The sequence below is a fragment of the Mesorhizobium sp. WSM4808 genome (assembly GCF_055811675.1).
This window is the reverse complement of the sequence record NZ_JBVVQX010000002.1, coordinates 200501-225544: the sequence shown is the minus strand read 5'-3', so window position 1 is coordinate 225544 and position 25044 is coordinate 200501. Positions and strand designations below refer to the sequence as shown.

Annotated in this window: 26 protein-coding genes; 7 read left to right on the top strand and 19 right to left on the bottom strand. The window is 59.7% G+C overall.

The features are described from left to right. Nucleotides 1-57: 57 nt before the first annotated feature. From AC0L2U_RS03865 to AC0L2U_RS03855, 3 genes are read left to right on the top strand one after another with little or no spacing between them, the layout of a single operon-like run. A complete protein-coding gene (locus AC0L2U_RS03865; RefSeq protein ID WP_473601422.1) occupies nucleotides 58-687 on the top strand; it encodes an N-6 DNA methylase in 630 nt (209 codons plus the stop codon). A gap of 23 nt (nucleotides 688-710) precedes the next feature. After that, entirely contained in the window at nucleotides 711-2294 is a 1584-nt protein-coding gene (locus AC0L2U_RS03860; protein WP_473601420.1) for an Eco57I restriction-modification methylase domain-containing protein, read from the top strand. Beyond that, a complete protein-coding gene (locus AC0L2U_RS03855; protein WP_473601419.1) occupies nucleotides 2278-4902 on the top strand; it encodes a DEAD/DEAH box helicase family protein in 2625 nt (874 codons plus the stop codon). The genes AC0L2U_RS03860 and AC0L2U_RS03855 overlap by 17 nt, the downstream gene beginning before the upstream one ends. A 41-nt stretch (nucleotides 4903-4943) precedes the next feature. Here the strand turns inward: AC0L2U_RS03855 and AC0L2U_RS03850 are convergent, their stop codons facing one another. After that, the gene (locus tag AC0L2U_RS03850; RefSeq protein WP_473601418.1) at nucleotides 4944-5288 is read right to left on the bottom strand and encodes a hypothetical protein; all 345 of its coding nucleotides are present in this window, start codon (nucleotides 5286-5288) and stop codon (nucleotides 4944-4946) included. A gap of 208 nt (nucleotides 5289-5496) precedes the next feature. After that, nucleotides 5497-6123: a hypothetical protein gene (locus AC0L2U_RS03845; RefSeq protein WP_473601416.1), complete on the bottom strand. Its 627-nt coding sequence runs from the start codon at nucleotides 6121-6123 to the stop codon at nucleotides 5497-5499. A gap of 176 nt (nucleotides 6124-6299) precedes the next feature. On the opposite strand from AC0L2U_RS03845, the gene AC0L2U_RS03840 reads away from it, so the two are divergent. Further along, entirely contained in the window at nucleotides 6300-6605 is a 306-nt protein-coding gene (locus tag AC0L2U_RS03840) for a hypothetical protein (protein WP_352712888.1), read from the top strand. 133 nt (nucleotides 6606-6738) lie between these two features. Here the strand turns inward: AC0L2U_RS03840 and AC0L2U_RS03835 are convergent, their stop codons facing one another. The 8 genes from AC0L2U_RS03835 to AC0L2U_RS03800 all read right to left on the bottom strand — a co-directional run bounded on the left by AC0L2U_RS03835 (nucleotide 6739) and on the right by AC0L2U_RS03800 (nucleotide 13125). After that, nucleotides 6739-7278 (bottom strand): hypothetical protein, encoded by a 540-nt coding sequence (locus AC0L2U_RS03835; RefSeq protein ID WP_473601415.1) that lies wholly within the window; start codon nucleotides 7276-7278, stop codon nucleotides 6739-6741. A gap of 107 nt (nucleotides 7279-7385) precedes the next feature. Further along, nucleotides 7386-8120 carry a hypothetical protein gene (locus AC0L2U_RS03830; protein WP_473601413.1) on the bottom strand — a complete coding sequence of 245 codons (735 nt, stop codon included), beginning with the start codon at nucleotides 8118-8120 and terminating at the stop codon, nucleotides 7386-7388. 11 nt (nucleotides 8121-8131) lie between these two features. Then, nucleotides 8132-8701 (bottom strand): hypothetical protein, encoded by a 570-nt coding sequence (locus AC0L2U_RS03825; protein ID WP_473601412.1) that lies wholly within the window; start codon nucleotides 8699-8701, stop codon nucleotides 8132-8134. A 216-nt stretch (nucleotides 8702-8917) separates the two neighbouring features. Continuing rightward, nucleotides 8918-9415 (bottom strand): hypothetical protein, encoded by a 498-nt coding sequence (locus AC0L2U_RS03820; protein WP_292634503.1) that lies wholly within the window; start codon nucleotides 9413-9415, stop codon nucleotides 8918-8920. Nucleotides 9416-9642: 227 nt separating this feature from the next. Beyond that, entirely contained in the window at nucleotides 9643-9984 is a 342-nt protein-coding gene (locus AC0L2U_RS03815) for a hypothetical protein (RefSeq protein WP_473601411.1), read from the bottom strand. 269 nt (nucleotides 9985-10253) lie between these two features. Then, on the bottom strand, nucleotides 10254-10727 hold the full coding sequence (locus tag AC0L2U_RS03810) for a hypothetical protein (RefSeq protein ID WP_292634506.1): 474 nt from the start codon (nucleotides 10725-10727) through the stop codon (nucleotides 10254-10256). 503 nt (nucleotides 10728-11230) lie between these two features. After that, nucleotides 11231-12730, bottom strand: a complete 1500-nt coding sequence (locus tag AC0L2U_RS03805) for a recombinase family protein (RefSeq protein ID WP_473601409.1) — start codon at nucleotides 12728-12730, stop codon at nucleotides 11231-11233. Between the two features lie 53 nt (nucleotides 12731-12783). Beyond that, a complete protein-coding gene (locus AC0L2U_RS03800) occupies nucleotides 12784-13125 on the bottom strand; it encodes a DUF2147 domain-containing protein (RefSeq protein WP_292634510.1) in 342 nt (113 codons plus the stop codon). Between the two features lie 448 nt (nucleotides 13126-13573). Here AC0L2U_RS03800 and AC0L2U_RS03795 point away from each other — a divergent pair, with 448 nt between their 5' ends. Further along, nucleotides 13574-13840: an SEL1-like repeat protein gene (locus AC0L2U_RS03795; RefSeq protein WP_013532614.1), complete on the top strand. Its 267-nt coding sequence runs from the start codon at nucleotides 13574-13576 to the stop codon at nucleotides 13838-13840. Between the two features lie 392 nt (nucleotides 13841-14232). Then, entirely contained in the window at nucleotides 14233-15354 is a 1122-nt protein-coding gene (locus tag AC0L2U_RS03790; protein WP_127810906.1) for an ABC transporter substrate-binding protein, read from the top strand. Nucleotides 15355-15443: 89 nt separating this feature from the next. Here AC0L2U_RS03790 and AC0L2U_RS03785 read toward each other — a convergent pair whose 3' ends face one another. The 8 genes from AC0L2U_RS03785 to AC0L2U_RS03750 all read right to left on the bottom strand — a co-directional run bounded on the left by AC0L2U_RS03785 (nucleotide 15444) and on the right by AC0L2U_RS03750 (nucleotide 22709). After that, complete coding sequence (locus AC0L2U_RS03785; protein ID WP_128288778.1) at nucleotides 15444-17426, bottom strand: acetyl-CoA carboxylase biotin carboxylase subunit; 1983 nt, start codon at nucleotides 17424-17426, stop codon at nucleotides 15444-15446. Between the two features lie 52 nt (nucleotides 17427-17478). After that, nucleotides 17479-17823 (bottom strand): hypothetical protein, encoded by a 345-nt coding sequence (locus tag AC0L2U_RS03780; protein WP_236382870.1) that lies wholly within the window; start codon nucleotides 17821-17823, stop codon nucleotides 17479-17481. A gap of 69 nt (nucleotides 17824-17892) precedes the next feature. Next, complete coding sequence (locus AC0L2U_RS03775; protein ID WP_127322446.1) at nucleotides 17893-18264, bottom strand: hypothetical protein; 372 nt, start codon at nucleotides 18262-18264, stop codon at nucleotides 17893-17895. A 39-nt stretch (nucleotides 18265-18303) separates the two neighbouring features. Further along, nucleotides 18304-18672: a hypothetical protein gene (locus tag AC0L2U_RS03770; RefSeq protein ID WP_127269365.1), complete on the bottom strand. Its 369-nt coding sequence runs from the start codon at nucleotides 18670-18672 to the stop codon at nucleotides 18304-18306. Nucleotides 18673-18867: 195 nt separating this feature from the next. After that, nucleotides 18868-20475, bottom strand: coding sequence for a carboxyl transferase domain-containing protein (locus AC0L2U_RS03765; protein WP_127810904.1), 1608 nt, complete (start codon nucleotides 20473-20475; stop codon nucleotides 18868-18870). Between the two features lie 2 nt (nucleotides 20476-20477). Further along, nucleotides 20478-21641, bottom strand: coding sequence for an isovaleryl-CoA dehydrogenase (locus AC0L2U_RS03760; protein WP_127396810.1), 1164 nt, complete (start codon nucleotides 21639-21641; stop codon nucleotides 20478-20480). A gap of 61 nt (nucleotides 21642-21702) precedes the next feature. Further along, nucleotides 21703-22353 carry a TetR/AcrR family transcriptional regulator gene (locus AC0L2U_RS03755; RefSeq protein ID WP_292636183.1) on the bottom strand — a complete coding sequence of 217 codons (651 nt, stop codon included), beginning with the start codon at nucleotides 22351-22353 and terminating at the stop codon, nucleotides 21703-21705. A gap of 71 nt (nucleotides 22354-22424) precedes the next feature. After that, nucleotides 22425-22709, bottom strand: coding sequence for an acylphosphatase (locus AC0L2U_RS03750; RefSeq protein WP_128288777.1), 285 nt, complete (start codon nucleotides 22707-22709; stop codon nucleotides 22425-22427). A 159-nt stretch (nucleotides 22710-22868) separates the two neighbouring features. Here AC0L2U_RS03750 and AC0L2U_RS03745 point away from each other — a divergent pair, with 159 nt between their 5' ends. Beyond that, nucleotides 22869-23861 carry a bifunctional helix-turn-helix transcriptional regulator/GNAT family N-acetyltransferase gene (locus AC0L2U_RS03745; protein WP_128288776.1) on the top strand — a complete coding sequence of 331 codons (993 nt, stop codon included), beginning with the start codon at nucleotides 22869-22871 and terminating at the stop codon, nucleotides 23859-23861. A gap of 34 nt (nucleotides 23862-23895) precedes the next feature. On the opposite strand, the gene AC0L2U_RS03740 is transcribed toward AC0L2U_RS03745, so the two are convergent. Then, on the bottom strand, nucleotides 23896-25008 hold the full coding sequence (locus tag AC0L2U_RS03740; RefSeq protein ID WP_128288775.1) for a pyridoxal phosphate-dependent aminotransferase: 1113 nt from the start codon (nucleotides 25006-25008) through the stop codon (nucleotides 23896-23898). Nucleotides 25009-25044: the final 36 nt, after the last annotated feature.

The following is a 25044-nucleotide window of genomic DNA, read 5'->3' as shown; positions in this document are numbered from 1 at the left end:
GCGAGTAGCGCCATCCGATGTGGCACCAAGCCAAATTTGTGCTACTGGACGTCATCCATGAGTCTGATCAAGTCCAAGAAACGCGTTGCTGACCACGGGGAGGTGTTCACCCCTCAATGGCTAGTCGAAAAGATGCTTGACCTCGTCAAGGGGGAGACTGATCGCATCGACTCGCGTTTTCTAGAGCCTGCGTGCGGAAGCGGGAATTTCCTCATCCCGGTCTTGCAGCGAAAGCTGGCTGCTGTTGAAGCGAAGTTCGGCACGTCCGACTTTGAGAGGCGGCACTACGCCCTACTGGCGCTGATGTGCACCTATGGGATTGAGCTTCTTGCAGATAACATCGCTGAGTGCCGAGCGAATATGCTGGAGGTCTTTGCCGACTACTTGGATTTGGATGACGCAGATGAGTTGTATCGGGCCGCTTCCTACATTCTGTCGCTCAATCTGGTCCATGGTGACGCCATGACGATGCGCGACAAGGACAACATGCCCATTAGCGTGGTGGAGTGGGGTTACCTCGGCAAGGGCAAGTTCCAGCGGCGCGACTTTCGCCTTGACGTGCTCACTGGGATGGCGAGCTTCAGCGCCGAGGGCTCGCTGTTCGCCCATCTCGGCAAGCATGAAATCTTTACGCCAATCACGGTCTATCCACCTACTACAGTGCGCGAACTGGGTGGCACGTCTTAGAACCAGGCTTCGGGGGGAGCTTCATGAACGATCAAGCAAGCTTTTCGCTTCGTGGGCGCAATCCGGACGTTTTGACGTGCATCGCCAACCTCTCCAACGACGAGGTGTTCACTCCGCCCGAGTTTGCTAACCGGATTCTGGATTCGCTGGCTGAGGCGTGGGCCGCCCATAATGGCGGCGCGAATATCTGGGCCGACCCAACCGTGCGATTTTTGGACCCGGTTACGAAAACGGGCGTATTCCTGCGCGAAATTACAACGCGCCTCACAACGGGCCTTGAGGAGAGCATCCCAGACATCAAAGAGCGGGTCGATCACATCCTTACCAAACAGGTGTTTGGCATCGGCATTACCCACCTCACCAGCCTGCTTGCGCGACGGAGTGTCTATTGCTCGAAACACGCGAACGGCGAACACTCCATCGCCACCTCATTCACAACGGACGCCGGCAACATCTGGTTCGAGCGCACCGAACATTCGTGGACGAATGGAAAATGCACTTACTGCGGCGCTAGCCAGAATACGCTAGACCGGGGCGAGGGATTTGAAACTCATGCCTATGCGTTCATCCATACCGACAAGATCAAGACGCGGATCGCTGAGTTATTTGGGGACGATATGAAATTTGACGTCATCATAGGAAATCCGCCCTACCAGCTCGCTTCGGATGGCGGAACGCGCGACGTGCCAATCTACCAGCACTTCGTCGAGCAAGCGAAAAAGCTCGAGCCGCGATTCCTCGCCATGGTGATTCCGTCGCGGTGGATGGCTTCGGGTCTGGGGCTTAACGAATTTCGAAAATCCATGCTGGGGGACTCTCGCATACGCGAGCTCGTTGATTACCCGGCGGCGAGCGAAGTTTTTCCGGGCGTCGAAATCAAAGCTGGTGTCTGCTACTTCCTCTGGGATGCGGCTCACAAAGGCCGTTGCAAAGTAACGACTGTTCTCGGCGGCGAGCTTGTAGGGCCAGCGCTTCGAAATCTTGGTGATTATGATGTCTTTGTGCGAGACGTGCGTGCAGTGGAAATTCTGAACAAAGTTTTGGGTCGCAAGGAGCCGTCAATCAATACGATTCTGGCTAGGGACAAGGAGTTCGGCTGGACATCCAACTTCGACGGTTTCCATGCAACACAACGTCCGGGGGACTTGCCACTTCACTATATTCGAAAAATGAAACGGGGCGTCGGATACATCGACCGAAAGGCTGTAACCAAAAGCCCGCATTTGATCGACACGTGGAAGGTTCTTGTACCTGAGGCCTACAACGGAGGGGACATGGTGCCGCATCCGATCTTGGGGAAGTCGTTGATCGCGGCCTCTCCGTCGGTGTGCACGCAATCGTTCCTATTTTTCAATGTTAAATCCAGCGAGGAGGCTAGGAGCCTCCAATCGTATTATCGAACTAGATTTTTCCGTTTCCTGGTATCGGTGCGGAAAATTACACAGCACGCGACACACTCCACCTACGCTTGGGTTCCGATGCAGACATGGGATCGCACATGGACCGACGAGGCACTGTGCGACAAATACGGCATCAGCCAAAAGGAACAGGCTTACATAGAATCGCAGGTTCGCACGATGGATGCTGTTGATGAACCTGCTCAATAAGCCCACCATCGACGAAATCCTCGCGCCAAAGCCGGAAGTTCGCCCACGTATCTATGCGTATTCAATCGCCGCCAAGACACATGAAGGGCTGCTCAAGGTCGGGCATACTACACGTGAGGTGAAGCAGCGCATCGCCGAACAACTCAAGACCGCCGCGATCACCAACTACACCATCGAACTCGACGAATCCGCCGAAGCTCATAACGGTACGATTATCACCGATCACGCCGTGCGCGACGCGCTCAAGCGCAAGGGATTTGCCAATCCGCAATTGGAGTGGATGAAGTGCGCTCTCGCCGATGTGCGGACTGCGTTGGCCGAGCTACGGAGCGGCCAGCAATTCACCGGCGCGCATCACGAAACCTTCCCGCCACGTAAGGAACAGGCGGCTGCGGTGGAGCAAACCCACGCCTACTATCATTCCAGGTGGCAGCAAGACGGCAACGCCGTCCCGCGCTTCCTCTGGAACGCAAAAATGCGCTTCGGCAAGACATTCACCACCTACCAACTCGCCAAGAAGCTAGGCGCTAAGCGGGTGCTGGTCGTGACGTTCAAGCCCGCCGTGGAAGACGCATGGAAGACCGATCTTGAATCGCATGTCGATTTCGACGGCTGGCAATATCTATCTCGAAATTCCGGGCGCGACCCTAGCCAAATCGACGACGACAAGCCGGTGGTCTATTTCGGCTCGTTCCAAGACCTGCTCGGACGCGACAAGGCCAGGAACATCAAGGCCAGGAACGAATGGCTCCATGCGATCAATTGGGACCTTGTGGTGTTCGATGAATATCACTTTGGCGCGTGGCGCGAGACCGCGAAGGAGCTATTCGAGGGCGAGGATGCCACGGTGGCCAAGAAGGAAACTAGTCTGGAATATGCTGCCGATCTGGAAGAAGTGAACGAAGACCTTGGCGTGCTTTCGGAGAGCGAGGCCGAGTTCCTGCCCATTACCACCCGCGCCTACCTCTATCTCTCCGGCACCCCTTTCAAGGCGCTGGCGACGGGCGAGTTTATAGAGGAACAGATTTTCAACTGGACCTATACCGACGAACAGCGCGTTAAGGCTGAGTTTGCCGACCAAAATCCGGGCAAGCGCAACCCCTACGGCGCAATGCCGCAAATGCGTCTGCTGACCTACCAGATGCCCGACGAGCTTCTTGCGATTGCAAGTGCCGGGGAGTTCGACGAATTTGACCTCAACACCTTTTTCTCGGCTTCCGGCACTGGCCACACGGCTGTGTTCAAGCACAAAGCCGACGTGCAGAAATGGCTCGACATCATCCGGGGCGGATACGCGCCGCAAGCGATGGAAAGCCTAAAAACGGGAACGAGGCCGCCGTTTCCGTATTCGGACGTGAGGCTGCTTCCCTACCTCCAGCATTCGTTTTGGTTCCTGCCCAACGTCGCCGCCTGTCATGCTATGGCAAACCTACTGACGGAGCGGCACAACACTTTCTGGCACGATTACACGGTTGTCGTGGCGGCGGGTACATCGGCGGGTATCGGCCTCGATGCCTTGCCTCCGGTTCGGCAGGCCGTCGGTAGCGGCTTCGACTCGAAAACGATTACGCTTTCCTGCGGCAAGCTTACGACCGGGGTGACGGTGGCACAGTGGTCGTCCATCTTGATGCTGCGCAACCTCAAATCGCCGGAAACCTATTTCCAAGCCGCGTTCCGGGTGCAGTCGCCGTGGTCGATCAAGAATCCCAATGGCGACAACCCCAACGAAGAAGAGGTGCTGAAGCCGGTCTGCTTTGTATTTGATTTCGCGCCAACGCGTGCGCTGAGGCAACTGTCGGAATATGGCCTCGGCCTCTCTCCGGGTGAGCCGAACCCCGAGAATGCTGTCAGGGAGCTTGTCTCGTTTCTGCCCGTGTTGGCCTATGACGGTGCCAACATGACTCAGATTGACGCTGGCGGCATCCTCGACATTGCGATGGCGGGCACCTCGGCGACCCTGCTCGCCCGCAAATGGGAATCTGCGGTACTCGTCAATGTGGACAACGACACGCTACGCCGAATACTCGACAACCCAGAAGCAATAGCCGCAGTTGAGCGGATCGAAGGCTGGCGAGCACTCGGCGACAACATTATTGAGACAATCATTAACAAGAGCGACAAAGTAAAGGATCTAAAGAATAAGGCGAAAGGAGACGATTTAACGGCGAAAGAAAAAAGAGAGCTCACCGATGAGGAGAAGGAATACAAGTCCAAGCGCAAGCTCGTTCAAGAAAAGCTGATAAAGTTTGCAACGCGCATACCGGCGTTTATGTATCTCACGGATTTTCGGGAAAACAAGCTTCAGGACGTAATTACCAGGTTGGAGCCGGAGCTATTCCTCACCGTGACTGGCTTGACGGTAAATGACTTCCATCTCCTCGTGAGCCTAAGAGTATTCAATACCGAGAAGATGAACGAGGCCGTCTTCGCTTTCCGCCGCTATGAGGACGCTTCACTCCGCTACACCGGCATCGAAAGCCATGCAGGACTAACCCACTACGGCCTCTACGATACAGTTGTGGCAAAGAATGACGGCGGCGACGTTGTCGCGCCGATCTCCAGGCAGCCTTCGGACCAATCAAGCAGCAGACCGAGTAACGGGCGATAAGGACCGCGAAGCCCATCCAGTTTGAACCGTGAGTGGCAACCTCACTGCGAAGATGGTTTCAGAACTCCGATCCAAGCTTGGTCGAATCCCATTTTCGGAAGGACGACGTACTTTTCACCGCAAACAGAGAAAGGAGCCGCGAATGCATCGTTCCACTGCACCCAAGGTGCCTCTTGTGGCGGTGCCACCCCTTGAGCGTAGCCATTGGCAGCCTTCAGAAACACGGTCCCTAGATCTACTTTGCTGACTTCTTGGCCGACCTGCGCGGTCACTATCGCGACCTGCGATTCGACATCGGCGCACGCGACATTGAAGGAGTTGGGATTTTTCCCCGGCTCGTCCTTACAATCCGACGACGAACGCTTCAAATCTGTGTCGTCGACCATCTGGACCTTGCCGGTGCACGGTTGAAAGTTCGCCTTCGTGCCTGCTCGCGACAATACGTAACCCAGAACTCCGCCTCCTCCACCTACCAGCTCGTATGGGCCGTCCAATACAACCACCCCAGCGATCGCTTTGGCGTCCGAAGTTCCCTGCTGTGCGGTAACCTCGCTCAGAGGGGGTATTGCGAATGCGACAGCCAGAATCAAAAACCTACTTCTCACAGCCCTTCTCCCCAGATTCAGGTTCGCGAAGTTTTATTGCGGAGTAAATTATCGCACCGGCATTGGAAACGACAAACATCCTCCCGCGCTCACAAGCGTAGTACTTATCGCGGCAAAGCAGATACATACGATCAGGAAGCCCAATGATTTGACGAAGTGCACGTCTATCTCGACATTTCTCAAAGGCATCATAAGCCTCATCCTGATGCGGGGCGATGAGAACGGGAACTGAGAACGCCTTATCCCCAGTCCACACCAAATGCGCCATCGCCTTCGCTTCAGCTTGAGCGGCATCCCTGACTACGAATAGAAAAATGGCGAGGCCCGCCAATGACGCGACGAGCATAATCTGATTTCGACACTCTTTTTTTCCCAAACAGTAATCAGAGGCCACCCACGCAGCCAAGCAGATAGCAAGGAAAAACAAAACCCTGGGAGACTTTAGGGGGGAGAATGCATACACCAATACGGTTGGCAGGGGGACAGTTATCTCTGTAGCGTCCACTCCAAACTCGCCGATGTAGCTGGACAAGTACGCCCACCCACTGAAGAACACGATGGCAATAGGTAGTACAGCTAACACTGCGTCGATCAGCGCGCCCCTCATCCCATTCATCTTGATCCCCCTGTGCAGGGTCTAGCATTTTCATTTCACCTAGACGAGGGCAGATGAGAAAGTAACGTTAGTAAGCACTCATGGATCGTCCTCACGCATGCATCTCCCCGCTGGACGTCTCCGCTATCGGAATGTCTCCGTAGGAGCCTATTTTTTTTGTCTTCGATCTGTGAAAAATGGGCATCGGCAATCAAGCCAAGCTTTGGAAAGCCGAGACCATGACTAGCTACAAAATCGTATTTTTCGGGAAGCACGGACAAGCTATCGAACAGCGTGTCGTGAACTGCGAAAGTCACTGGGAGGCATGTCAGTGGGGGTGGAAGCACATGCCATCAAGGGCGCATGACTTCCACGCCGAGGAGGCGTCCTTCGAGGAGAAGGTTGAAACGTCTGAAGCAGAGGAAGACAAAATCATCCTGAAGGCATTTCACGTCCTCAGGAAGCGGGCAGGCCTGACGCGGCCACTACCCCGTAGAGATTGATTGCTGCCCATGCATTCGGCGTAACGAAAACGCATGGGAACCTAGAGAAACCCGCGCGCCTTCCCACCTCCTCAAACCGAACTTGAGATACGAAAGGGGGGGCGGGAAGGAGCGCGGGAAACTGGATTGTCCGTTATTCGGCGGTGGCAATCTCCAACGCGTTCTTGTGTTCCGACAGGTCGGCATCGAGCAGGGCGTCGGCGGCGTCCGTCACGTCGGTCTCAAGGCCGCTGAGGGACGGAAAGAACGAGTCCAGTTCGGTCTGAGTTACCTTTGGCGCCCCTGCGATCAAACTGCGCTGGGGCTTTGTCTCAGCGGTATAGGGCAGGCCCGTTGCGGGATCGTGGGTGCCCCTTTGGACACCAAGCTGCACCTCTGCCCATTCCATGCGGCCTGCACGTTCCGCAGCTGCAGCAAGCTCGGTATGGCCAGGTCTGTCCGCGCCATGGGACCGCGTCCGAACGTCAACCTTGCGAATGGCCTCGCGGACCAACTGCAAGGCTTCGTGCTTCTGCGCAAGCTGACGCTCAAGGTCTCGGCGCTGAGACATCAGGGTGGCATTCTCCTCAATCAGTCTGGCGACCTCAGCATGTAGCTTGCCGATCTCGGTGGAACTCTCGAGAGATTCGAGTTGGGCGAGGAGTTCCTCGCGGGTAGTTGGTTTCTTGGCCATTTGGTATTTCCTTTCAAAGTCAGAATTGAAGTAGGGCGAGCAAAGTCGCGGTTAGGGCAGTGACCGCATAGGCGGTTGTGATGTAGCCGAGCATCGGTTGTCCTCCCTCAGTCGGCGTCTGGCAGCGATTGCCACCAGAGGTCATAGGCGTTCGCCAGTCGGGCAGGGTCCAACCGACCAGTCACCACATCCGACACGATGCGGCGGGCCAGGCTGTCGTCGGTCCTCGTGGCCGCGTAGAGCATGGAACTCCAACGCTCCCCACCGATCTGCTCGGCTGCGATTGGGGTTGCCTCCATCACGGTTGTCTCGACAAGCGTTGACGCTGTGGCCTCGTCTAATCCGGTGGCCTCAGAGAGACGGGCCAACGTGTCGTTGAAGTCGCCCGTTTCAACCATTGCATCGACACCAGCCTCAAAGGCCTCAGGCGTGAAGCACTCGGCAATTTGGTCGAGGGTTTCTGACAGTGATGGTTCGAGGTCGCAGGTCTCGATCTCAAGCTCTTGCTGGAGGGCCTCAAGATCCTCGTCGGACAGTTCATTGATGTCGATGTGTTCAAGGGGATCGTCGCCAGCGGGAATGGCCCGATGGTCGAGCGACGGGTGGTCGGTCGAGGTGGCACTGGGGGTGGCCTGAGGTCCCAAGAGGCCAAGCTGTTCGGCAATGTCGGCATCGACGTAGGTGTTCATGCCGGGGACAAACACTTTACCCTCGGGGGAGGGACCGGCGGCGGAGCCGCTGGCGTAGTTGGGGTTACTCGTTGGGGTCCAACCGGACCTGTCGTCCAGGGGGTTGGGCATACGCATCGTTTCGGTTGCGGTGTGGTCGTAGTAGTTGGACATCGTGGGGTTTCCTAAAGGAGGTTCGCGGCCTTGAGGGCCAGCTTGGTGTAGTCGCGTAGGGTCATCTCAGACCCTGAGTTGGTGGAGATAGCCGAGGACCAGAAGTCCTTGCCGTATGTCTGCTGTACGTGGTGGACGAAGTCGCGACCGAGGAGACGGTGGGTTGCCCCTGAGGCCTCCTTGATCAACGTCTTAGAGCCAACCGTCTTGCGGAAGTCCCCGAGGAGCGCACCCGCTCGGGTGAACAGGTAGGCCTTGCGGTTTTCCCACAGGCCACCTGAGGTAGCGTAGTAGACGTCCATCCAGCCCAGCAGCGCCAGTGCATGGGTGAGGGCTTCGGTATAGGTGCGCCTTTCCCGGTGCTGCCAGTTGGCAAGGAGACCCTTGGCCTTGGCGATCTGGGGGAGGCCTTTGTGGATGTCGGCTGGTCCGAGACAGAAGGTAGGCGGCTGGAACATGCGGCGCTCAAGAGACCTCAGGTCCACCGCGACACGCGCGGCAAGCTTGGGGTCCGTCTGCAGGAACAGGTCGATAGCCTTCGTGAAGATCACCAGTTCGTTGCGAGACGGGAGGCGCGCCAAGGGGTCCCCTCGGGAACTTGTGGCATCACGATGATGGCCACAGTAGCGAGAGACCCCCGAGCGCTTCCGGTCACAGCCGGGGCAAGAGCAGGGTTTCTGTTCGTTGATGATCTGTCGGCGGCGCAACTGAGCGCCGTTGTGCGGGGACTGGACACCCACACGCCAATCGCGCGGGTGGCCCCGAGTGACGGGGGATGCCATGGGGTTTCCTTGGGGTTACTGAAATGCGCCGTAGTTCTTGAGACCGGACGTGGCCACGTCCAGGAACGTAGTCATGGGGTTCATTTGCTGCTTGTTGAGCGCGTCTTGCGCCCCAAGCTGGTCAGCCTTGCCCTGCATGATGTAGTTGGCCTTGGCACCCTCCCGCTGGTCCTTGGCGTTGGCTATGGATAGTGCTTGCTGACGGGATTGTTCGGCCAGCCTGAGGCCAGCGGTGTTGCCGTTCATGCCAGCGCCTGAGGCGATAGCGGATGACTTGGCGCGGTCACCCTCAAGGGTAGCCTGATAGCCTTCCTTGTTGGCAGCATTGGCCTTGGTCACGAAGTCATGTTCGTTGGAAACCTGAGCCAGATTGTAGCGCTGTTGGATGTTTTTGGAGTTGGCTGCGGCAGCGGATGCCTGACCGGCAGCATTAGCGATCCCGGCAGCGATGCCGAGAGTAAGCCCTAGATCGCAGATAGCGACCTCCTGTGGTTGGGTATGGGAAGCTGGCATGGAAGGCGGAGCTTCGAGCGAGCTTGTGGGGAACGAGAGTTCAACCCGAGTTCACATCAGCTGAACTCAGGGGTACTTGAGAGATAACTCTACTGGTAAAACCTCAAGGGAGAGACCTTAGGGCAACTCAAGTTCCTTGAGGGTATCCTGAGGTATCTTAAGTTCCCCCCTATAGTCCCCCCAAAATGGGCGACATCGGAGGGAGGATTTTTGGTCTTCACCTGCGGTTACGCGGCGAGCCTTTCGGCTCCCACGTTGGCGAAGCCGTCAAAGGGACGGAACTTGATCCGTACTGCTGAGCGGTCCTGAGTGTCTACGACATCGTGGTCTGCCCAATAGGCCAGGGTTAGGTCTCGCTTGTAGATCGGGGTTCCTGCCCGTTCAACGTAGATACGGGTCTCGGGCGGATAGCCGAGGGTGTCCCTAAGGCTACGGCATAAAGGGCCGAGCGGGTCCTTGTAGGTCCGACGACCGTAAGCGGTGTCGGATGTGTCGATGCGTGTGCCTGAGGCCGGGTGGTAGGCGGCATAGGAGCCGTGAAGTTCGATGGTCGTGGTGTGAAGGGACATGGAATGGCTTTCTTCCTGTGTGCGGTGGTGGCCACAACAGGGGTTGGGTTGGTGCGGGTGGTGTAGGGAAGCGGGCAGGGGGCGATGCCCTCTGAAACAGGGCCACCGCATACACAGACGGAACGAGCGGAGCCGGTGGCGAGGAGGCTTTCATTTCCTGTGTGCGGTGGTGGACTAAAACGAGCGTGGCAAGGGCGGGTGACGTAGGACACCGGAAAGCTGGATGAGCGCCCTGAAACGATGGGCACCGCATACAGGTTGCGAGGCAGTCAGACGGGCTTGCCGTCCCGGAAGGCCTTGAGTTCATCAACCGAATAGCGGCGGCTGAACCAGTCAGGCATGAGGTCGTGGGTGTCCTTGGGCCGACGGGTGCCAGCGGTTACGGTCTTGGTGATCTGGTCAAAGTCCAGATAGATGGTGTCCGAAGGGAGCCAGCCGAGGAGCCGGAAAGACCAGAGGGTCCCAAGGATTTCCTTGATGGCATCGACATGGATGCGGTGGTTGCATCGGACCCTTTCCATGTCCTCCTTGCTGCACCCTTCCGGCACCATCGCGCCCACATGGGCGAGACGACGGGTGGCGCGGGTGATGCGAATGGGCAAGGGAGACGTGCGGCCCCAGTGGCGACCGTGGGTTGGGAATGTGGCGGCGAGGGATGGCGTAGAAGGAGTGGCGCGCATGGCGTCGATAGTGGCGGCAATGTCCGCAGACGCGGGGAGGCCCGCTGCTTCGGTATAGGTCACGATGGTTCCTAGATTTTGTGGATGCAAGGCGCTATGGCGCAAGATGTAGGAGTGTTGACCTTGGTGATCAGAAAGGACCACCAAGAGAAAAACAGGGAGGACAAGGGAGAAAACAAGCGGCGAGCCCCGAGCGGAGCTTTGCTCGTATCTGTACGAGGCCTTAATTGGCTGGACCGGGGAGCTTTGCCTGTATCAGTATGACGACATTAGCGATGGCGCTGGCTCGGCGCGGACGTTCTAATGTACAGTATGAGGTGGAAATCACGCATGAGACGGAAGTGCGGGCGTTCGCATGTATCTCGGTATGGCAACCCATTAGCTGTCACTAATGAAGTCGTTCTCTTATCAGAATGGGCCCCTAATCGCCCTGCACTTTGCGAGCCTTCTCTGTCCATGATGGGTGGGTAATTGCAGCCAAATCCACAAAACCGAACAAAGTCAAACGGTTGCGGGTCGTTTCGACGGAGAAAGGGTTTCAGTCAATGTGCTATACGGCAACCTAATCAGCCCGGCTCCCCAGTGCTGTCGAAAACAAGGGCGTGGCTGTAGCCGCTTCGCATCGTGACAATCGCCCGCCTGAGGGTCTTGCTGGCGCTCTCAAGGTCGATGCGCTGCACGAGGCTGGAGATGAGCCCTTGGGCTTTCTTCCGGTCCTCCTCAGCCAGCCGCTTGATCTCCTCTTGATCCATTTCAAAGTCCACGAAAGCCGCCGCGCTCTCACGGTGTCTCGCGTCATTTTCGCGGATGGCCACTATCTCCCGACGCTTGGCTTCGATCTGGCGCGCCAATTGATCGGCCTGCCCCAAGAGAACCTTACGGACTTCGGGTGTGTCAGCTTCGGCAATACCGGCAAGGACGTTCGACTGCTTGGCCTCAAGGGCACCTATGGTCTCCTCAAGTTCCCTTGAGAGATCGGGGGCCGTCTGGTCCTGCGGTATAGGAACAGCCAGGAACCCTATGCGGTCAATCATCTCTTGCTCGAACTGGTCATAGCGCCAGTTAGGCGCGGTGCATTCCGTACTTTTGAACGTCTTCCCCGTGCAGGTGAAATAGCCCCATACCGCACCGCCCTTCCTGGAGGACGTGAGGACCATCGGGGAGCCGCAGTGCCCGCAGTGGACCATGCGGGAAAATAGGTTTGATGTGCGCCCCACCTGTCTACTGTGACGCCGGGCCTTGGTGCGTTGCCGAGTGGCCAGCCATTCCGTCTCACTGATCAACGCAGGGAAGTAGCCGGGCACCTCCTCGCCTTTGAGGACAAGGCAACCGTAGGCGGCTGGAGAGCGGAGGACTTCGCCCACCACAGCTTGCGCCCATGTTTTCCCCGAAGGAGAGGGGATGCCGCGCGTGTTCAGCATCTGCGTAATGGATTGCTGGCCGTGCCCTTCCTTGGCGAGTTCAAAGACCAACCGGGCATCGTCGGCCCGTTCACTCAATTCGTGGGTCTCGCGGTCAATCCAGAAGGGGACCTTAGCGAGCTTGATGCGGCCAGCCTTGGCCTTGTCCGCCTTGCGGCTCCAAGCCTCTTTGACACGCTTGGACAGCTTGTCGCTGTATTCGTTCGCCGACTGCATCGAAAGGATGGACTGGACCATGTGCATAAAGTTCGCCCGGTAGCCCTCAATGGTGTGGACACGCTGGTCATGCAAGGTGACGATGGTAATCCCGGTCTCCAGCACGGAGCCGAAGAACTTTTGGGCGTCGTAGTAGTTGAGCCGGGAGATGCGGTCGACGTTCTCGACTATCAGGACTGTGTCAGCGAGGATCACACCCGACTTTATGTCCGCCACAAGCTTGCCGAAGGATGCCTCAAGGTTCGCCCCTTTGAACGCTGAGATACCATCGTCCACCAGTTGGCGGTCTAGTGTGAGACCATGGGTCCGGCAAAAATCCTCTGCATTCTTAGTCTGTCTGGCGAGGCTGTCGCCATGTGCCTGCTTCCCTGAGGACCAGCGGGCATACGAGATCGCTTGGCGTCCCTTGAGATCGCGCGGCTGTAGCATGGGTGGACGGTCTCCGTTGGTGTCTGGAAACCGTCCGATAGCACTATGCAGAATTAAAGTCTATGCCAGGTCTGGCTCTTGCAGATCAGTCCGCCGAGCACGCAGCCGCTCATCTTGAGAGAGCTGCCCGACAATGTCGCCTTGCCCGAATAGGTCTTGTCGTTTGCCGGATCGGTGATGTTGCCGGCATATTTGTTGTCGCCTGTCGCCTTGAGCGAGCCGATGGTCTTGCCGGCATATTTCCCGGACTTGAGCGTGATGGAAAACGAGCTGCCGGCGGCGATGGCCGCGGTTTCGCCGGCCTGCGTCTTCCAATTGCCTTCGATCGGATCGGCCCATGCCGCACTCGCCACGATCAATGTGGCCGCAAGGGCCAGGCTCAGTTTTCGAAACATGTCTTCCTCCCTGTGGATGTCCGGCCGGATGCTCCGCCTCGCCGGTCTGCCGCTTACGCAAACGTAAGCTAATCCAGCTCCCGGCAAAACAAAAGCGGTGCCGTAGCGGAAGACTTTGGGATTTTGCAGCCGCCTGAAAGCGCCTCCTCGACGATGAAATGAAACGATCGGCGCATCGCCTTTGTCTGCCGTGGTTAGCGAAGTCTTGCCCCCGCGCGAGAAAACTTTCGTCAAATTTGAGGCAAGCAGGCTGAATTGCTGGGTTTGTATCCTTAACGAATTTCGGCGTTTACCTCTTGTTTTAGCTTTGTTTTCCTCAAATTAAGCACGCCATTTAACGACGGATTCAAGCCTGCACGGCATTCTCGAAAGCATCGGAAGAGCAGCCGGCAAGACGAAAGAAGGCAGCTCTCGGGAGCCTGACAGGGCCGGAAAACAGGGGATTGAAATGGCACGTTTTGAAATGCTTGAAGCAGGTTTCGGCGCCATGGGAGCAACTGCTCAGGCCGACATCCTTTTCGAACTGGGCATGATGTATGCGACCGGCCGCGATTGCGAGACCGATGTCGTTGCCGCCCACAAATGGTTCAACATCGCCGCAATCAAGGGCTCGGCCCGCGCCGCCGAGCTGCGCTCGGAACTGTCGGCCGCCATGTCGAAGGTCGAGATCGCCACGGCGCTGCGCGAAGCCCGCGAATGGATGACCATGCACTGAAATCTGCCAATCGCAGACAGATCCATCGAAGACAGGGAAGCTCCGGGATCAAGGCCGCACAGACGGCCAGACCCGGCGAAATTGAAGGCCGCGCAAGACGGTCACGAAGGCAAGGGAAAGAACGCGGCAGGCCGCAAGGCCCAGTCGTGCGCGACACAGGGAAGCTGAGCGGATTTTTAGGCGCGGGGGCGCCTGGAGATTGCTCGACGGGCAAAAAAGCCGCGACCAGCCGGAACAAGGCTGGCGTGGCTTTTTGCGTGGATGACGTCTTGCAGGCCCAATCGAGCGGCGCCAATGCGCCTAGACAGGCTCAATGAAGGGTGAAATTGTCCGGCCTCTCTGGAAGAAGCGCGGCCGGGGCGGCCGCGCGTGAGTGGAGGAGTTCTACCATCATGAAAAAATTGAGTATTTTGAACGCGGCCATATTCGGCCTGATGTTGAGCACGCCGGTCGCACTCGCAGACGACATCACCTTTGCGGTGGTGGGCCCGATGACAGGACAGCTCGCCACCATCGGCGATCAGTTCAAGCAGGGCGCACAGGCTGCCGCCGATGCGATCAACGCCGCGGGCGGTGTCGACGGTCGTCAGATCAAGCTGAGCATCGAAGACGACCAATGCGATCCCAAGCAGGCCGTGTCGGTTGCCAACCGCGTCGTCGCCGATGGCGTCAAGTTCATCGACGGCCATGCCTGCTCGGGTTCCAGCATTCCGGCCTCGGCTGTCTATGCCGAAGCCGGCGCCTTGATGATGAGCCCGGCCTCGTCAAACCCGGTGCTGACCGATGCGGCAGCCAAGGCCGGCTGGCCGACGATCATGCGCCTTTACACGCGTGACGATGCGCAGGGCGCCTTCATCGGCCCATGGATCGCCAAGAAGTTTGCCGGCAAGAATGTCGTCGTCCTGCATGACAAGAGCGCCTACGGACAGGGCGTGGCTGACGCCGTCAGGGCAACGATGAATGCCGGCGGCCTCAAGGAGGTCTATTATGACGGCATCAACGCTGGCGAGAAGGACTATTCGGCTCTCGTCACCAAGCTCAAGGATTTGAAAGCCGACGTTGTTTATTTCGGCGGCTACCATCCTGAAGCCGGCCTGATCCTGCGTCAGTCGGCGGAACAGAACCTGAAGTTCCAGCTGATCATGCCGGACTCCATCGCCTCGCCGGAATTCTGGCAGGTTGCCGGCCCGGCCGGCGAGGGCACCATGTTCGTCTTCCCGTCGGATCCGCAGGCAAAGCCGGAAGCCAAGGCAGCCGTCGAGAAGATCAAGGCCGGCGGTTTCGTGCCGGAGGGTTTCACGCTGTTCTCTTACGCCACCATCCAGGCTTTCGCCGAAGGCATCAAGCGTGCCGGCAGCGACGACCCGGCCAAGGTTGCCGAAGCGTTGAAGAACGGTACGCCGATCAGCACCGTTGTCGGTGATGTCACCTTCGACGAGAAGGGCGACCTCAAGAATGCCAGCTACGACATCAACCAGTGGCATGACGGCAAATACGCGCCGATCGCGCAGTAATCGCCACCCTGGCGACTGGATGGCATAGAGAAATGGCCGGGTTCATCCCGGCCATTTTTTTGCTTCCCCTGTCGTGGCCTTCCGAACCGTCAGCTCACTGCTGTGGTCGCGGCGTTGTGCTCCTCGACGAACCGCACCAGCACCGTTCCGTCGGTGACCTGTGCGCCCTCTGTGGCGATCTCGGCGATCACGCCGTCATGCGGCGCGGCGATGGTGTGCTCCATCTTCATCGCCTCGAGGATCAGCAGCGGCTGGCCTTTGATCACCGTATCGCCTTTTCCCACGCGCACCAGCTTGACCAATCCCGGCATCGGCGCACGCAGGCTGCCGGTGCTTGCCGCCGCCTCATCGGCCCGTGCCAACGGGTCCGGCACGGCGAAGGTGTAGCCGACGGCGCCTTCGAACACGGTGATATGGCCTGGCCAGCGGGCGAGGCGCGGCGTGGCGCGAAAATCATGCGAATTGGTGTCGCCATAGGGTTTGTCCAGCGCGACCTGGAATCGTCCGTCCGCCCGCACCGAAACCTTCGCCGCGATATCGTCTTCGCCGAACTTCAGCCATGTGCGTCGCGCCACGCTGTGGAAATGGGCATAGCCGACAAGCGACGACCACGGATCGTCGGATGACGGCGATGCTCCGGCCCCGGAGGCCGCAAGGGCGGCGGCAGCAATGGTTTCGTCGCTCGAAGGCGGGACGGTCGTCAAGGTTTCTTGGTGTCTGCCAATCAGGCTGGTGTCGACATCGCCTGCAGCGAAATCCGGATCGGCGGCCAGAGCGGCGAGAAAGGCGGTGTTGACCGTCGAGCCGGCGATCTCGGTCCGGGATAGCGCCGCGCCAAGCGCTCCCAGAGCCCCCTGACGGTCCGTGGCGTGGACGACCAGCTTGGCAATCATCGGGTCGTAATAGGGCGAGATGGCGTCACCCGCCCGCACGCCTGTCTCTATGCGCATCGTGGCGCATTCGGAGGCCGCGTCTGGAAATTTCAGATGGTGCAGCGTGCCCGTTGCCGGCAGAAAACCTTTCGTCGCGTCCTCGGCATAGATGCGCGCCTCGAAGGCATGGCCGACGAGCGCGATCTCGCTTTGCGTCTTCGGCAGCTTTTCGCCGCTGGCGACCCGCAACTGCCACTCGACCAGATCGGTGCCGGTCACCATTTCGGTGACCGGATGTTCGACCTGCAGGCGGGTGTTCATCTCCATGAACCAGAAGCGGTCGGCTTTCAGGCCCTGCGAGGCATCGACGATGAACTCGATGGTGCCGGCGCCTGAATAATTGATCGCCTTGGCGGCCTTCACCGCCGCATCCGTCATCGCCTTACGCAAAGCCTCGGTCATGCCGGGCGCGGGCGATTCCTCGATCACCTTCTGGTGGCGGCGCTGCGCCGAGCAGTCGCGCTCGTAGAGATGCACCACATTGCCGAAATTGTCGCCGAACACCTGCACCTCGATATGGCGCGGCTTGTCGACATATTTTTCGACCAGCACGCGGTCGTCGCCGAACGCGGCTTTCGCCTCGCGCCGCGCGCTGGACAACGCCTCGGAAAACTCATCGGGATGCTCGACCCGGCGCATGCCCTTGCCGCCGCCGCCGGCGCGCGCCTTGATCAGCACGGGATAGCCGATCTCGCGTGCCTTGGAGGCAAGCAGCACGATTTCCTGCGCCTCGCCATGGTAGCCCGGCACGACCGGCACGCCGGCCTTTTCCATCAGCCGCTTGGCCGCGTCCTTCAACCCCATGGCCCGGATCGAGGCCGCCGACGGGCCGATGAAAATCAGCCCCGCCGCCACCACCTGGTCGACGAAATCGGGATTTTCCGACAGGAAGCCGTAGCCGGGGTGAATGGCTTGTGCGCCCGTTGCCAGGGCCGCGGCGATGATCTTGTCACCGCGCAGATAGCTTTCGCCGACGGGCGAGGGGCCGATATGCACCGCCTCGTCGGCCATCTCGACATGCAGGGATCTCGCATCGGCATCCGAATAGACGGCGACAGTGCGCACACCCATCTTGCGCGCCGTCCGGATGACACGGCAAGCGATCTCACCGCGATTGGCGATCAGGATCTTGGCGAACATGGAGCCTCCCGGTTTTGCCTCGGGCAGCAGCGCCATTCTGGCAGGCGCCAGCCTATTTGGAGGCAGCGATCTCGCAGGCGCCGCCGGTCGTGACCTTGTAGTGGCCGCGGGTTGACTGACAGGATTTCATCGCCAACTCTTCGGCCCTCTTTTGAGATGGTGCGTTGAGGTGACCGCCGCAAACTATGTACGACGACATTATCCGCGCGTAGGGCGTGGTTGCGTACGCTGAATGGCCACCGGCCGCGACATAGGCCTTGTAGGTCTTGGTGCAGGGATCCTTGGGATTTCGCGGCAGGTACGGCGGGAAACGCTTGTCTCCCTCGCTTCCAGTGAGTGAGCCGGCCATGCCCGCGCCACACGCGGCGACCGTCAGCAATCCGGCCAATATCGCCATGGCTGTTCGCCTGGAATTCGTGGATTTCATCTTGTCTTACCCAACGAGAAAAACCGGGCGTTTTCCGGCCTATTTGGACGCGGCGATGCTGCAGGCGCCGGCAACGGTAACCTTGTATTTGCTTTTGCTGGCCTGACAGGATTTCAGTGCCAGTTCCGCAGCCGCCTTCTGCGACGATGCATTCAGCTTCACGCCGCAAACGAAGTACTCGGTCGCCGGAACGATTGGCGTCGCCGCGAAAGCCGAATGGCCTGCGGCTGCGAGATACGCTGCGTAAGCCTTCCCGCAGCCCCCGGTGGTTCCTATAGGAATGGTCACTGGGTAGCGCACGTCGCCCTTGCTGCCTGCCAGCGATCCGGCCATGGCGGCGGTGGGGGCCGCCACGATCAGCAAGCCTGCCACTATAGAGGTGGCTGCTCCTTTGCAGGTCCAGGATTTCATACTGCTTCCCCCATTCGCAAAAAAGTCTCGGCTGGTTGCTTATTTCGATGACGAGATTGCGCAGCCGCCACTCGCGGTCTTGAGCTTCCACCGTGTCAAGCCGGCTTGGCAATTGCGCAGCGCCGTCTCTTCCGCCGCCTTCTGGGACGGCGCGTTGAGCTTCGTCCCGCAGACAATGTAGAGGTCGACGACACGCGAATAAAAGGTTGTAGCGTAGGCCGAATGACCGCTCGCCGCGACATAACCCTTGTAGGCAACGTTGCATTCGCCCGAACCCAAGGTCGGCGGAAAACGCACGTCTCCCTTGCGTCCTGCGAGCGATTCCGCCGAGCCGGCGTCGGTCGCTGTTAATATTAGAAATACAGAAAGTATCGAAGCAGCCGTTCCCTGGCAATATTTCAGTTTCATTTTCAGCCCGTCCCCATTGCCCCATGCTGGATAAGCAGTAGCGAATATTTTGCCTCGCCGCCAGTTCACTGTTTGAGAATCGAAGCCGCTTATGCTGATGAATCGATTGGCCCATACAGTTCAGCCTTTTCGCACGGCAGCAACGGCCTGCCGCTATAGTTCCGCCGTTTGGCCGTCGAAGTTGACCGTCCATTCTCACATCCGAAACACGCCAAAGCGCGTGTCCTCGATTTCGGCGTTGAGCGCAGCGGACAGGCTGAGCGCCAGCACGTCGCGCGTCTTCGCAGGGTCGATAATGCCGTCGTCCCAGAGGCGTGCGGACGAATAGAGCGGATGGCCCTCATGCTCGTATTTCATCAGGATCGGCTTCTTGAATTTCGCCTCTTCCTCGGCGCTCCATTCTCCGCCCTTGCGCTCGATGCCTTCGCGCTTGACCATGGCAAGCACCGTTGCCGCCTGCTCGCCGCCCATCACCGAGATGCGGGCGTTCGGCCACATCCACAGGAAGCGCGGCGAATAGGCGCGGCCGCACATGCCGTAATTGCCGGCGCCGAACGAACCGCCGATGATGACAGTCATCTTCGGCACCCTGGCGGTGGCGACCGCCATCACCAGCTTGGCGCCGTCCTTGGCGATGCCGCCTGCTTCATATTTTCGACCGACCATGAAGCCGGTGATGTTCTGCAGGAAGACAAGCGGGATCTTACGCTGGCAGCACAGCTCGATGAAGTGCGCGCCCTTCACAGCGCTTTCGGAAAACAGCACGCCGTTGTTGGCGATGATGCCGACCGGCATGCCATGCAGATGGGCAAAGCCGGTGATCAGCGTGGTGCCGTAGTTCTGCTTGAACTCGTCGAATTCGGAACCGTCGACGATGCGCGCGATCACCTCGCGGACGTCATAGGGCTGGCGCAGGTCGGTAGGCACGATGCCGTACAGTTCATCCGCGGGATGAAGCGGCGGAATCGATTTCTGTAAGTTCAGACTTACAGTCTTGTTCCGATTCAGGTTTTTGACGATGCGTCGGCAAATGGCGAGCGCATGGTCGTCGTCGAGTGCATAGTGGTCGGCAACACCGGAAAGCCGCGTGTGCACATCGGCGCCGCCGAGATCCTCGGCGCTGACGTCTTCACCAGTGGCCGCCTTCACCAGCGGCGGACCGCCGAGGAAGATGGTCGCCTGGTTGCGCACCATGATCGTCTCGTCGGACATCGCCGGCACATACGCTCCGCCCGCCGTGCAGGAACCCATGACGCAGGCGATCTGCGGAATGCCTGCGGCGGACATGTTGGCCTGGTTGTAGAAGATGCGGCCGAAATGCTCACGGTCGGGAAACACCTCGTCCTGGTTGGGCAGGTTGGCGCCGCCGCTGTCGACGAGGTAGATGCAAGGCAGATTGTTCTGCAGCGCGATCTCCTGCGCCCGCAAATGCTTCTTCACGGTCAGCGGATAGTAGGTGCCGCCCTTCACCGTGGCGTCGTTGACGACGACCATGACTTCGGTGCCTTCGACGCGGCCGATGCCGGCGATCATGCCGGCCGAAGAGATCTCCTCGCCATACATCGACCATGCCGCGAACTGGCCGATCTCGAGGAAGGGCGAGCCGGTGTCGAGCAACTGGGCGAGACGCTCCCGCGGCAACAGCTTGCCGCGCGAAACATGCCGCTCGCGCGCTTCCTCCGAGCCGCCGCGCTCGACGGCCGCCGCCTTCTCCGCAATGTCGGCGACCAGCGCCCGCATGCGCTCGGCATTGGCGCGGAATGCCTCGGAGGAAGGAGAGATCTGGGTTTGCAATGTGGCCATACCTACACCCCCTCGGCCATGATCTCGCGCCCGATCAGCCAGCGACGGATTTCGCTGGTGCCGGCGCCGATCTCGTAGAGCTTGGCGTCGCGCAGCAGGCGGCCGGTCGGATAGTCGTTGATATAGCCATTGCCGCCAAGCAGCTGGATGGCGTCGAGGGCCATCAGCGTCGCCTTCTCGGCGGCAAACAGCACGCAGCCGGCGGCGTCCTTGCGTGTCGTCTGGCCGCGGTCGCAGGCGGCGGCAACGGCATAGACATAGGCGCGCGCGGCATTCATCACCGTGTACATGTCGGCCAGCTTGCCTTGCACCAGCTGGAACTCGCCGATCGCCTGGCCGAACTGCTTGCGCTCATGCACGTAGGGGATCGCCACGTCGAGGCATGCCGCCATCAGGCCGATCGGGCCGCCGGCAAGCACGGTGCGCTCATAGTCGAGGCCCGACATCAGCACCTCGACGCCACGGCCCTCCTCGTGCAGCACGTTTTCGAACGGCACTTCGACATCCGAAAAAACCAGTTCGCCGGTATTGGAGCCGCGCATGCCGAGCTTGTCGAGCTTTTGCGCCACGGAAAACCCGGCCATCGCTTTCTCGACGATGAAGGCGGTGATGCCGCGCGATTTCAGGTCCGGGTCGGTCTTGGCGTAGACGACCAGGGTCTCGGCGTCAGGCCCGTTGGTGATCCACATCTTGGTGCCGTTGAGCACGTAGCGGTCGTTGCGCTTTTCGGCACGCAGCTTGAGCGAGACGACGTCCGAGCCGGCGCCGGGTTCCGACATCGCCAGCGCGCCGACCCGCTCGCCCGAGCACAGTGGCGGCAGGAATTTTCCCTTCTGCGCTGGCGTTCCCCAGCGGTTGATCTGGTTGACGCAGAGATTGGAATGAGCACCATAGGAGAGGCCGACCGAGGCCGAAGCGCGCGAGATTTCCTCGACGGCGATCACATGCGCGAGATAGCCCATGCCGCTGCCGCCGAAATCGGGATCGGCCGTGATGCCGAGCAGGCCGAGCGCACCGAGTTCACCCCACAGATGCGCCGGAAATTCGTTCGAGCGATCGATGTCGGCGGCGATCGGAGCGATCCGGTCCTGGGCGAAGCGCCGCACCAAGTCGCGCAGCGCCTCGATCTCCTCGTCATGCCCGAAGCTGAGTGTGTTCGTGTACATGCCGTTCCTCCCCGCGCATGACCCCGAAAATCGACTTTGATTTTCGGGGTCATGCGCAAAATCAAAATGCTACAGCGTCCTTTGCGCGTCCGAAGGGACGCGCGGCGCTGTAGGTACCGATCCTCGCGCCAACCAGGCGCATTGTCATTGAAAGATATGTCGCCGTGACTTCGGCGATCGATAGCCGCTCGCCCGGCCGAAACCAGACGATGACGCCGGTCATCATCTGGATCAGCGCCATCGCCGTCAGCCCGGTGTCGTCGATGCTGAAGGTGCCCGTCTCGGCACCATCGCGTAAAATAGTGCGCAGCTCCTTCTCGTAAGCTGTGCGCATGCGCAGGATCTGCGTCAGCCGTTCGGGCGACAGGCTGCGCAATTCCATGTTCGACACATGCGTGGCGTGCCGTCGCTCGATATGAAAGGCGATGTGATTGCGCACATAGGCCGAGAGCAGTTGCGCCGAATCTACGTTCGCTGGGCAGGCTGCTTCCCATGCTGTGGCCAGATCTTCCATGTGCTCGCGCATCAGCGTGAACAGAAGCTCTTCCTTGGTTGGAAAGTAGCGGTAGAGCGCAGCCGCCTGGACGCCGACCTCGGCGGCAAGCTGACGCATCGACATCGCTTCGTAGCCAAGACGCGCGATGAGGTTGACCGCCGCCTCACGGATGGTCGCTTCGGTCTTTTCGCCATCGGACCCCGTGGTGCGTGCCATGTCAGCTCCTCTGCGGAACAATAATAAAACGAACGTTCAATTAATTCAAGATGACGAGATCGAAGCCGCAATCAGGCAATGATCCTGAACCCGATAAGGGCGTGTTGTACTGCCAACTCGTCGACGTCGACCCTGGAAACCGAAGCCCCGACCGGCCCTTTCCAGAGGCGCTCGATCATGGTCGAGACCGCCTCATCGAGCCCAGCGATCTGGGCCGTTACAGACCCATCCGCCTCATTGCGGACCCAGCCCGCAAGGCCAAGGCTCGTGGCCTGATCCCGAGCCCAGGCCCTGAAGCCGACGCCTTGCACATTGCCGTAGACCCGCGTCAGCACTTCCCTGCGACGATCAGCCATGAATCTCTCCAAAGCCTGTCTCGTTTTGAATCTGGCGCGTGGCGTGAGGAATGCAACCTGGGAAGGGCGCGGGCGCAATGGCTGGGCTCTCTGGCTCGAAATTTATTTGACTCCGTCCACTAATTTTGGAAAATACGGCTGCCTTAGGAGTGGCTGCGGATGTTGGACGAACGCAACGCATTGGTGGCTGATGTCAGGCGCTTCAATCGCTTCTACACGCGCACCGTCGGCCTTCTCGACGAGACGCTGACACAAAGTGCATTCACTTTGACCGAGGCGCGCGTGCTGTTCGAGCTGGGTCACCGCAGCAACCCGGCTTCCGCCGAAATCGCGGGCGAGCGAGGTTTCCTGGCTGGTGCTTTTCGGCTGGAGAATGGCCCGGCGGCCTCCGAAATATCAAGACAGTTGCGTGTCGATGCCGCCTATCTGACGCGGATCCTGCGCAAGTTCGCGGGCCAGGGGCTGACCGAGGCCAGAACGGACCCGGCTGACCGGCGTCGAAGGGTCCTCTCGCTGACCTCACGAGGCGAGGCAGCGCTTGCCAGACTGCAGACGGCGGCCGATCGGGACACGGCGCGGCTGATCGAAAGCGTCCCCGACGACAGGTTGCATGAACTGCGCAGCGCCTTGCGCAAGGCGGGGGAATTGCTGGGCGATCCCACCCGTGACAGCAGCGAGGTGACGTTGCGGCCGCATCGCGTCGGCGACGTCGGCTGGGTCGTGCAGCGCCAGGCCCAACTCTATGCCGAGGAATATGGCTGGACGATCGAGTTCGAGGCCATGCTCGCCGAGATCGGCGCCGATTTCATTCGCAATTTCGTGCCCGGCCGCGATTTCTGCTGGATCGCAGAGCGCGGTGGTGATCCGGTCGGCGCGGTGTTCCTGGTTCATCAGGACGACGAAATGGCCAAGCTGAGAATGCTGCATGTCGAGGCGTCGGCGCGCGGCCTCGGCATCGGCAAACGACTGGTCGCGGAATGCGTGAACCAGGCCCGGGCTTGCGGCTACGCCAAGCTGGTGCTGTGGACCAACGACATCCTCGTCGCCGCGCGCGCGATCTACGAAAGTTCCGGCTTCAGGCTGGTCTCGCAGGAGCACCACCACAGCTTCGGCAAGGATCTGACCGGCCAGACCTGGGAAATGGATTTGTAGGCTGCTTTGCAGCTGGTTTGCTTGCAGACGGAACCTAATTTCCCCGCGCTGTTGCCAGCGCGCCAGGCAACTCCTCGGCAAGAATGTCGAGCTCGTGATCGAGACCGACGCTGATGCGGATGCAGCGGTCGAGCCGTGGCACCATGGGCTTGCGGATGAAGACGTCGCGTGACAGCAGACCTTGCAGAACTTTCAGCGCGAAAGCGCCATCGCCGCCGCAATCGATGGTGACGAAGTTGGTCGCCGACGCCAGCGGCTTCAGCCCGTTCGCTTCGGCAATGCCTGCGATGCGTCGGCGGCCGGCCGCGACCCGCGCCACCACGCTTTGCAGATAGTCCTGATCGGCGAGCGCCTCGACGCCGGCGATCTGCGCCATGCGGCTGACACCATAATGGTTGCGGATCTTCTCGAAGTCGCGGATCACCTGGGCCTCGGCGATCGCATAGCCGCAGCGTATGCCCGCCAGCCCGTAAGCCTTCGAGAAGGTGCGCATGCGGATGACGTTTGGCCTGGAGATATCGATCGGCGGCATCGCCGAAGCCGGTCCGAGTTCGCCATAGGCCTCGTCGAGCACCAGCATGGTGGTTTGCGGCAGCGCCTCGATGAAGCGGATGATCTCGCTCGCCTCCCACCAGCTGCCCATTGGATTGTCGGGGTTGGAGAGATAGACCAGCGGGGCCTTGTCCTTGCGCACCGCCGCCAGCAGGCCATCCAGGCTTTCCCGGTCGTTCTCGTAAGCGACTGTCACCAGCCGCCCGCCGACACCGGCAATGTGGAAGTTGAATGTCGGGTAGGCGCCGAGCGACGTAACCACCGCGTCACCAGGCGCGACATACATGCGTGCCACCAGGCTGAGCAGGCCATCTATGCCTTCGCCGACAACGACGTTCTCGGCCTCTACGCCGTGATGCGCGGCGACCGCCACCTTCAGATCGTGATTGTCGGGATCGCAATACATCCACATGTCGCCGGCGATCTCGGCCATCCGGGCTGTGACGCGCGGCGAGGGACCAAAGCTGCTCTCATTGGCGCCGATGCGGGCGCGAAAAGCGCGGCCACGCTCGCGCTCCTGCGCTTCGGGGCCGACAAACGGCACCGTCGAGGGAAGCGCTGCGATGAGTGGCATGAGGGGAGGGCGCTGGTGCATGGTGGAAAGCTCGCTTGAAAAAGGGCCTTCTTGCTA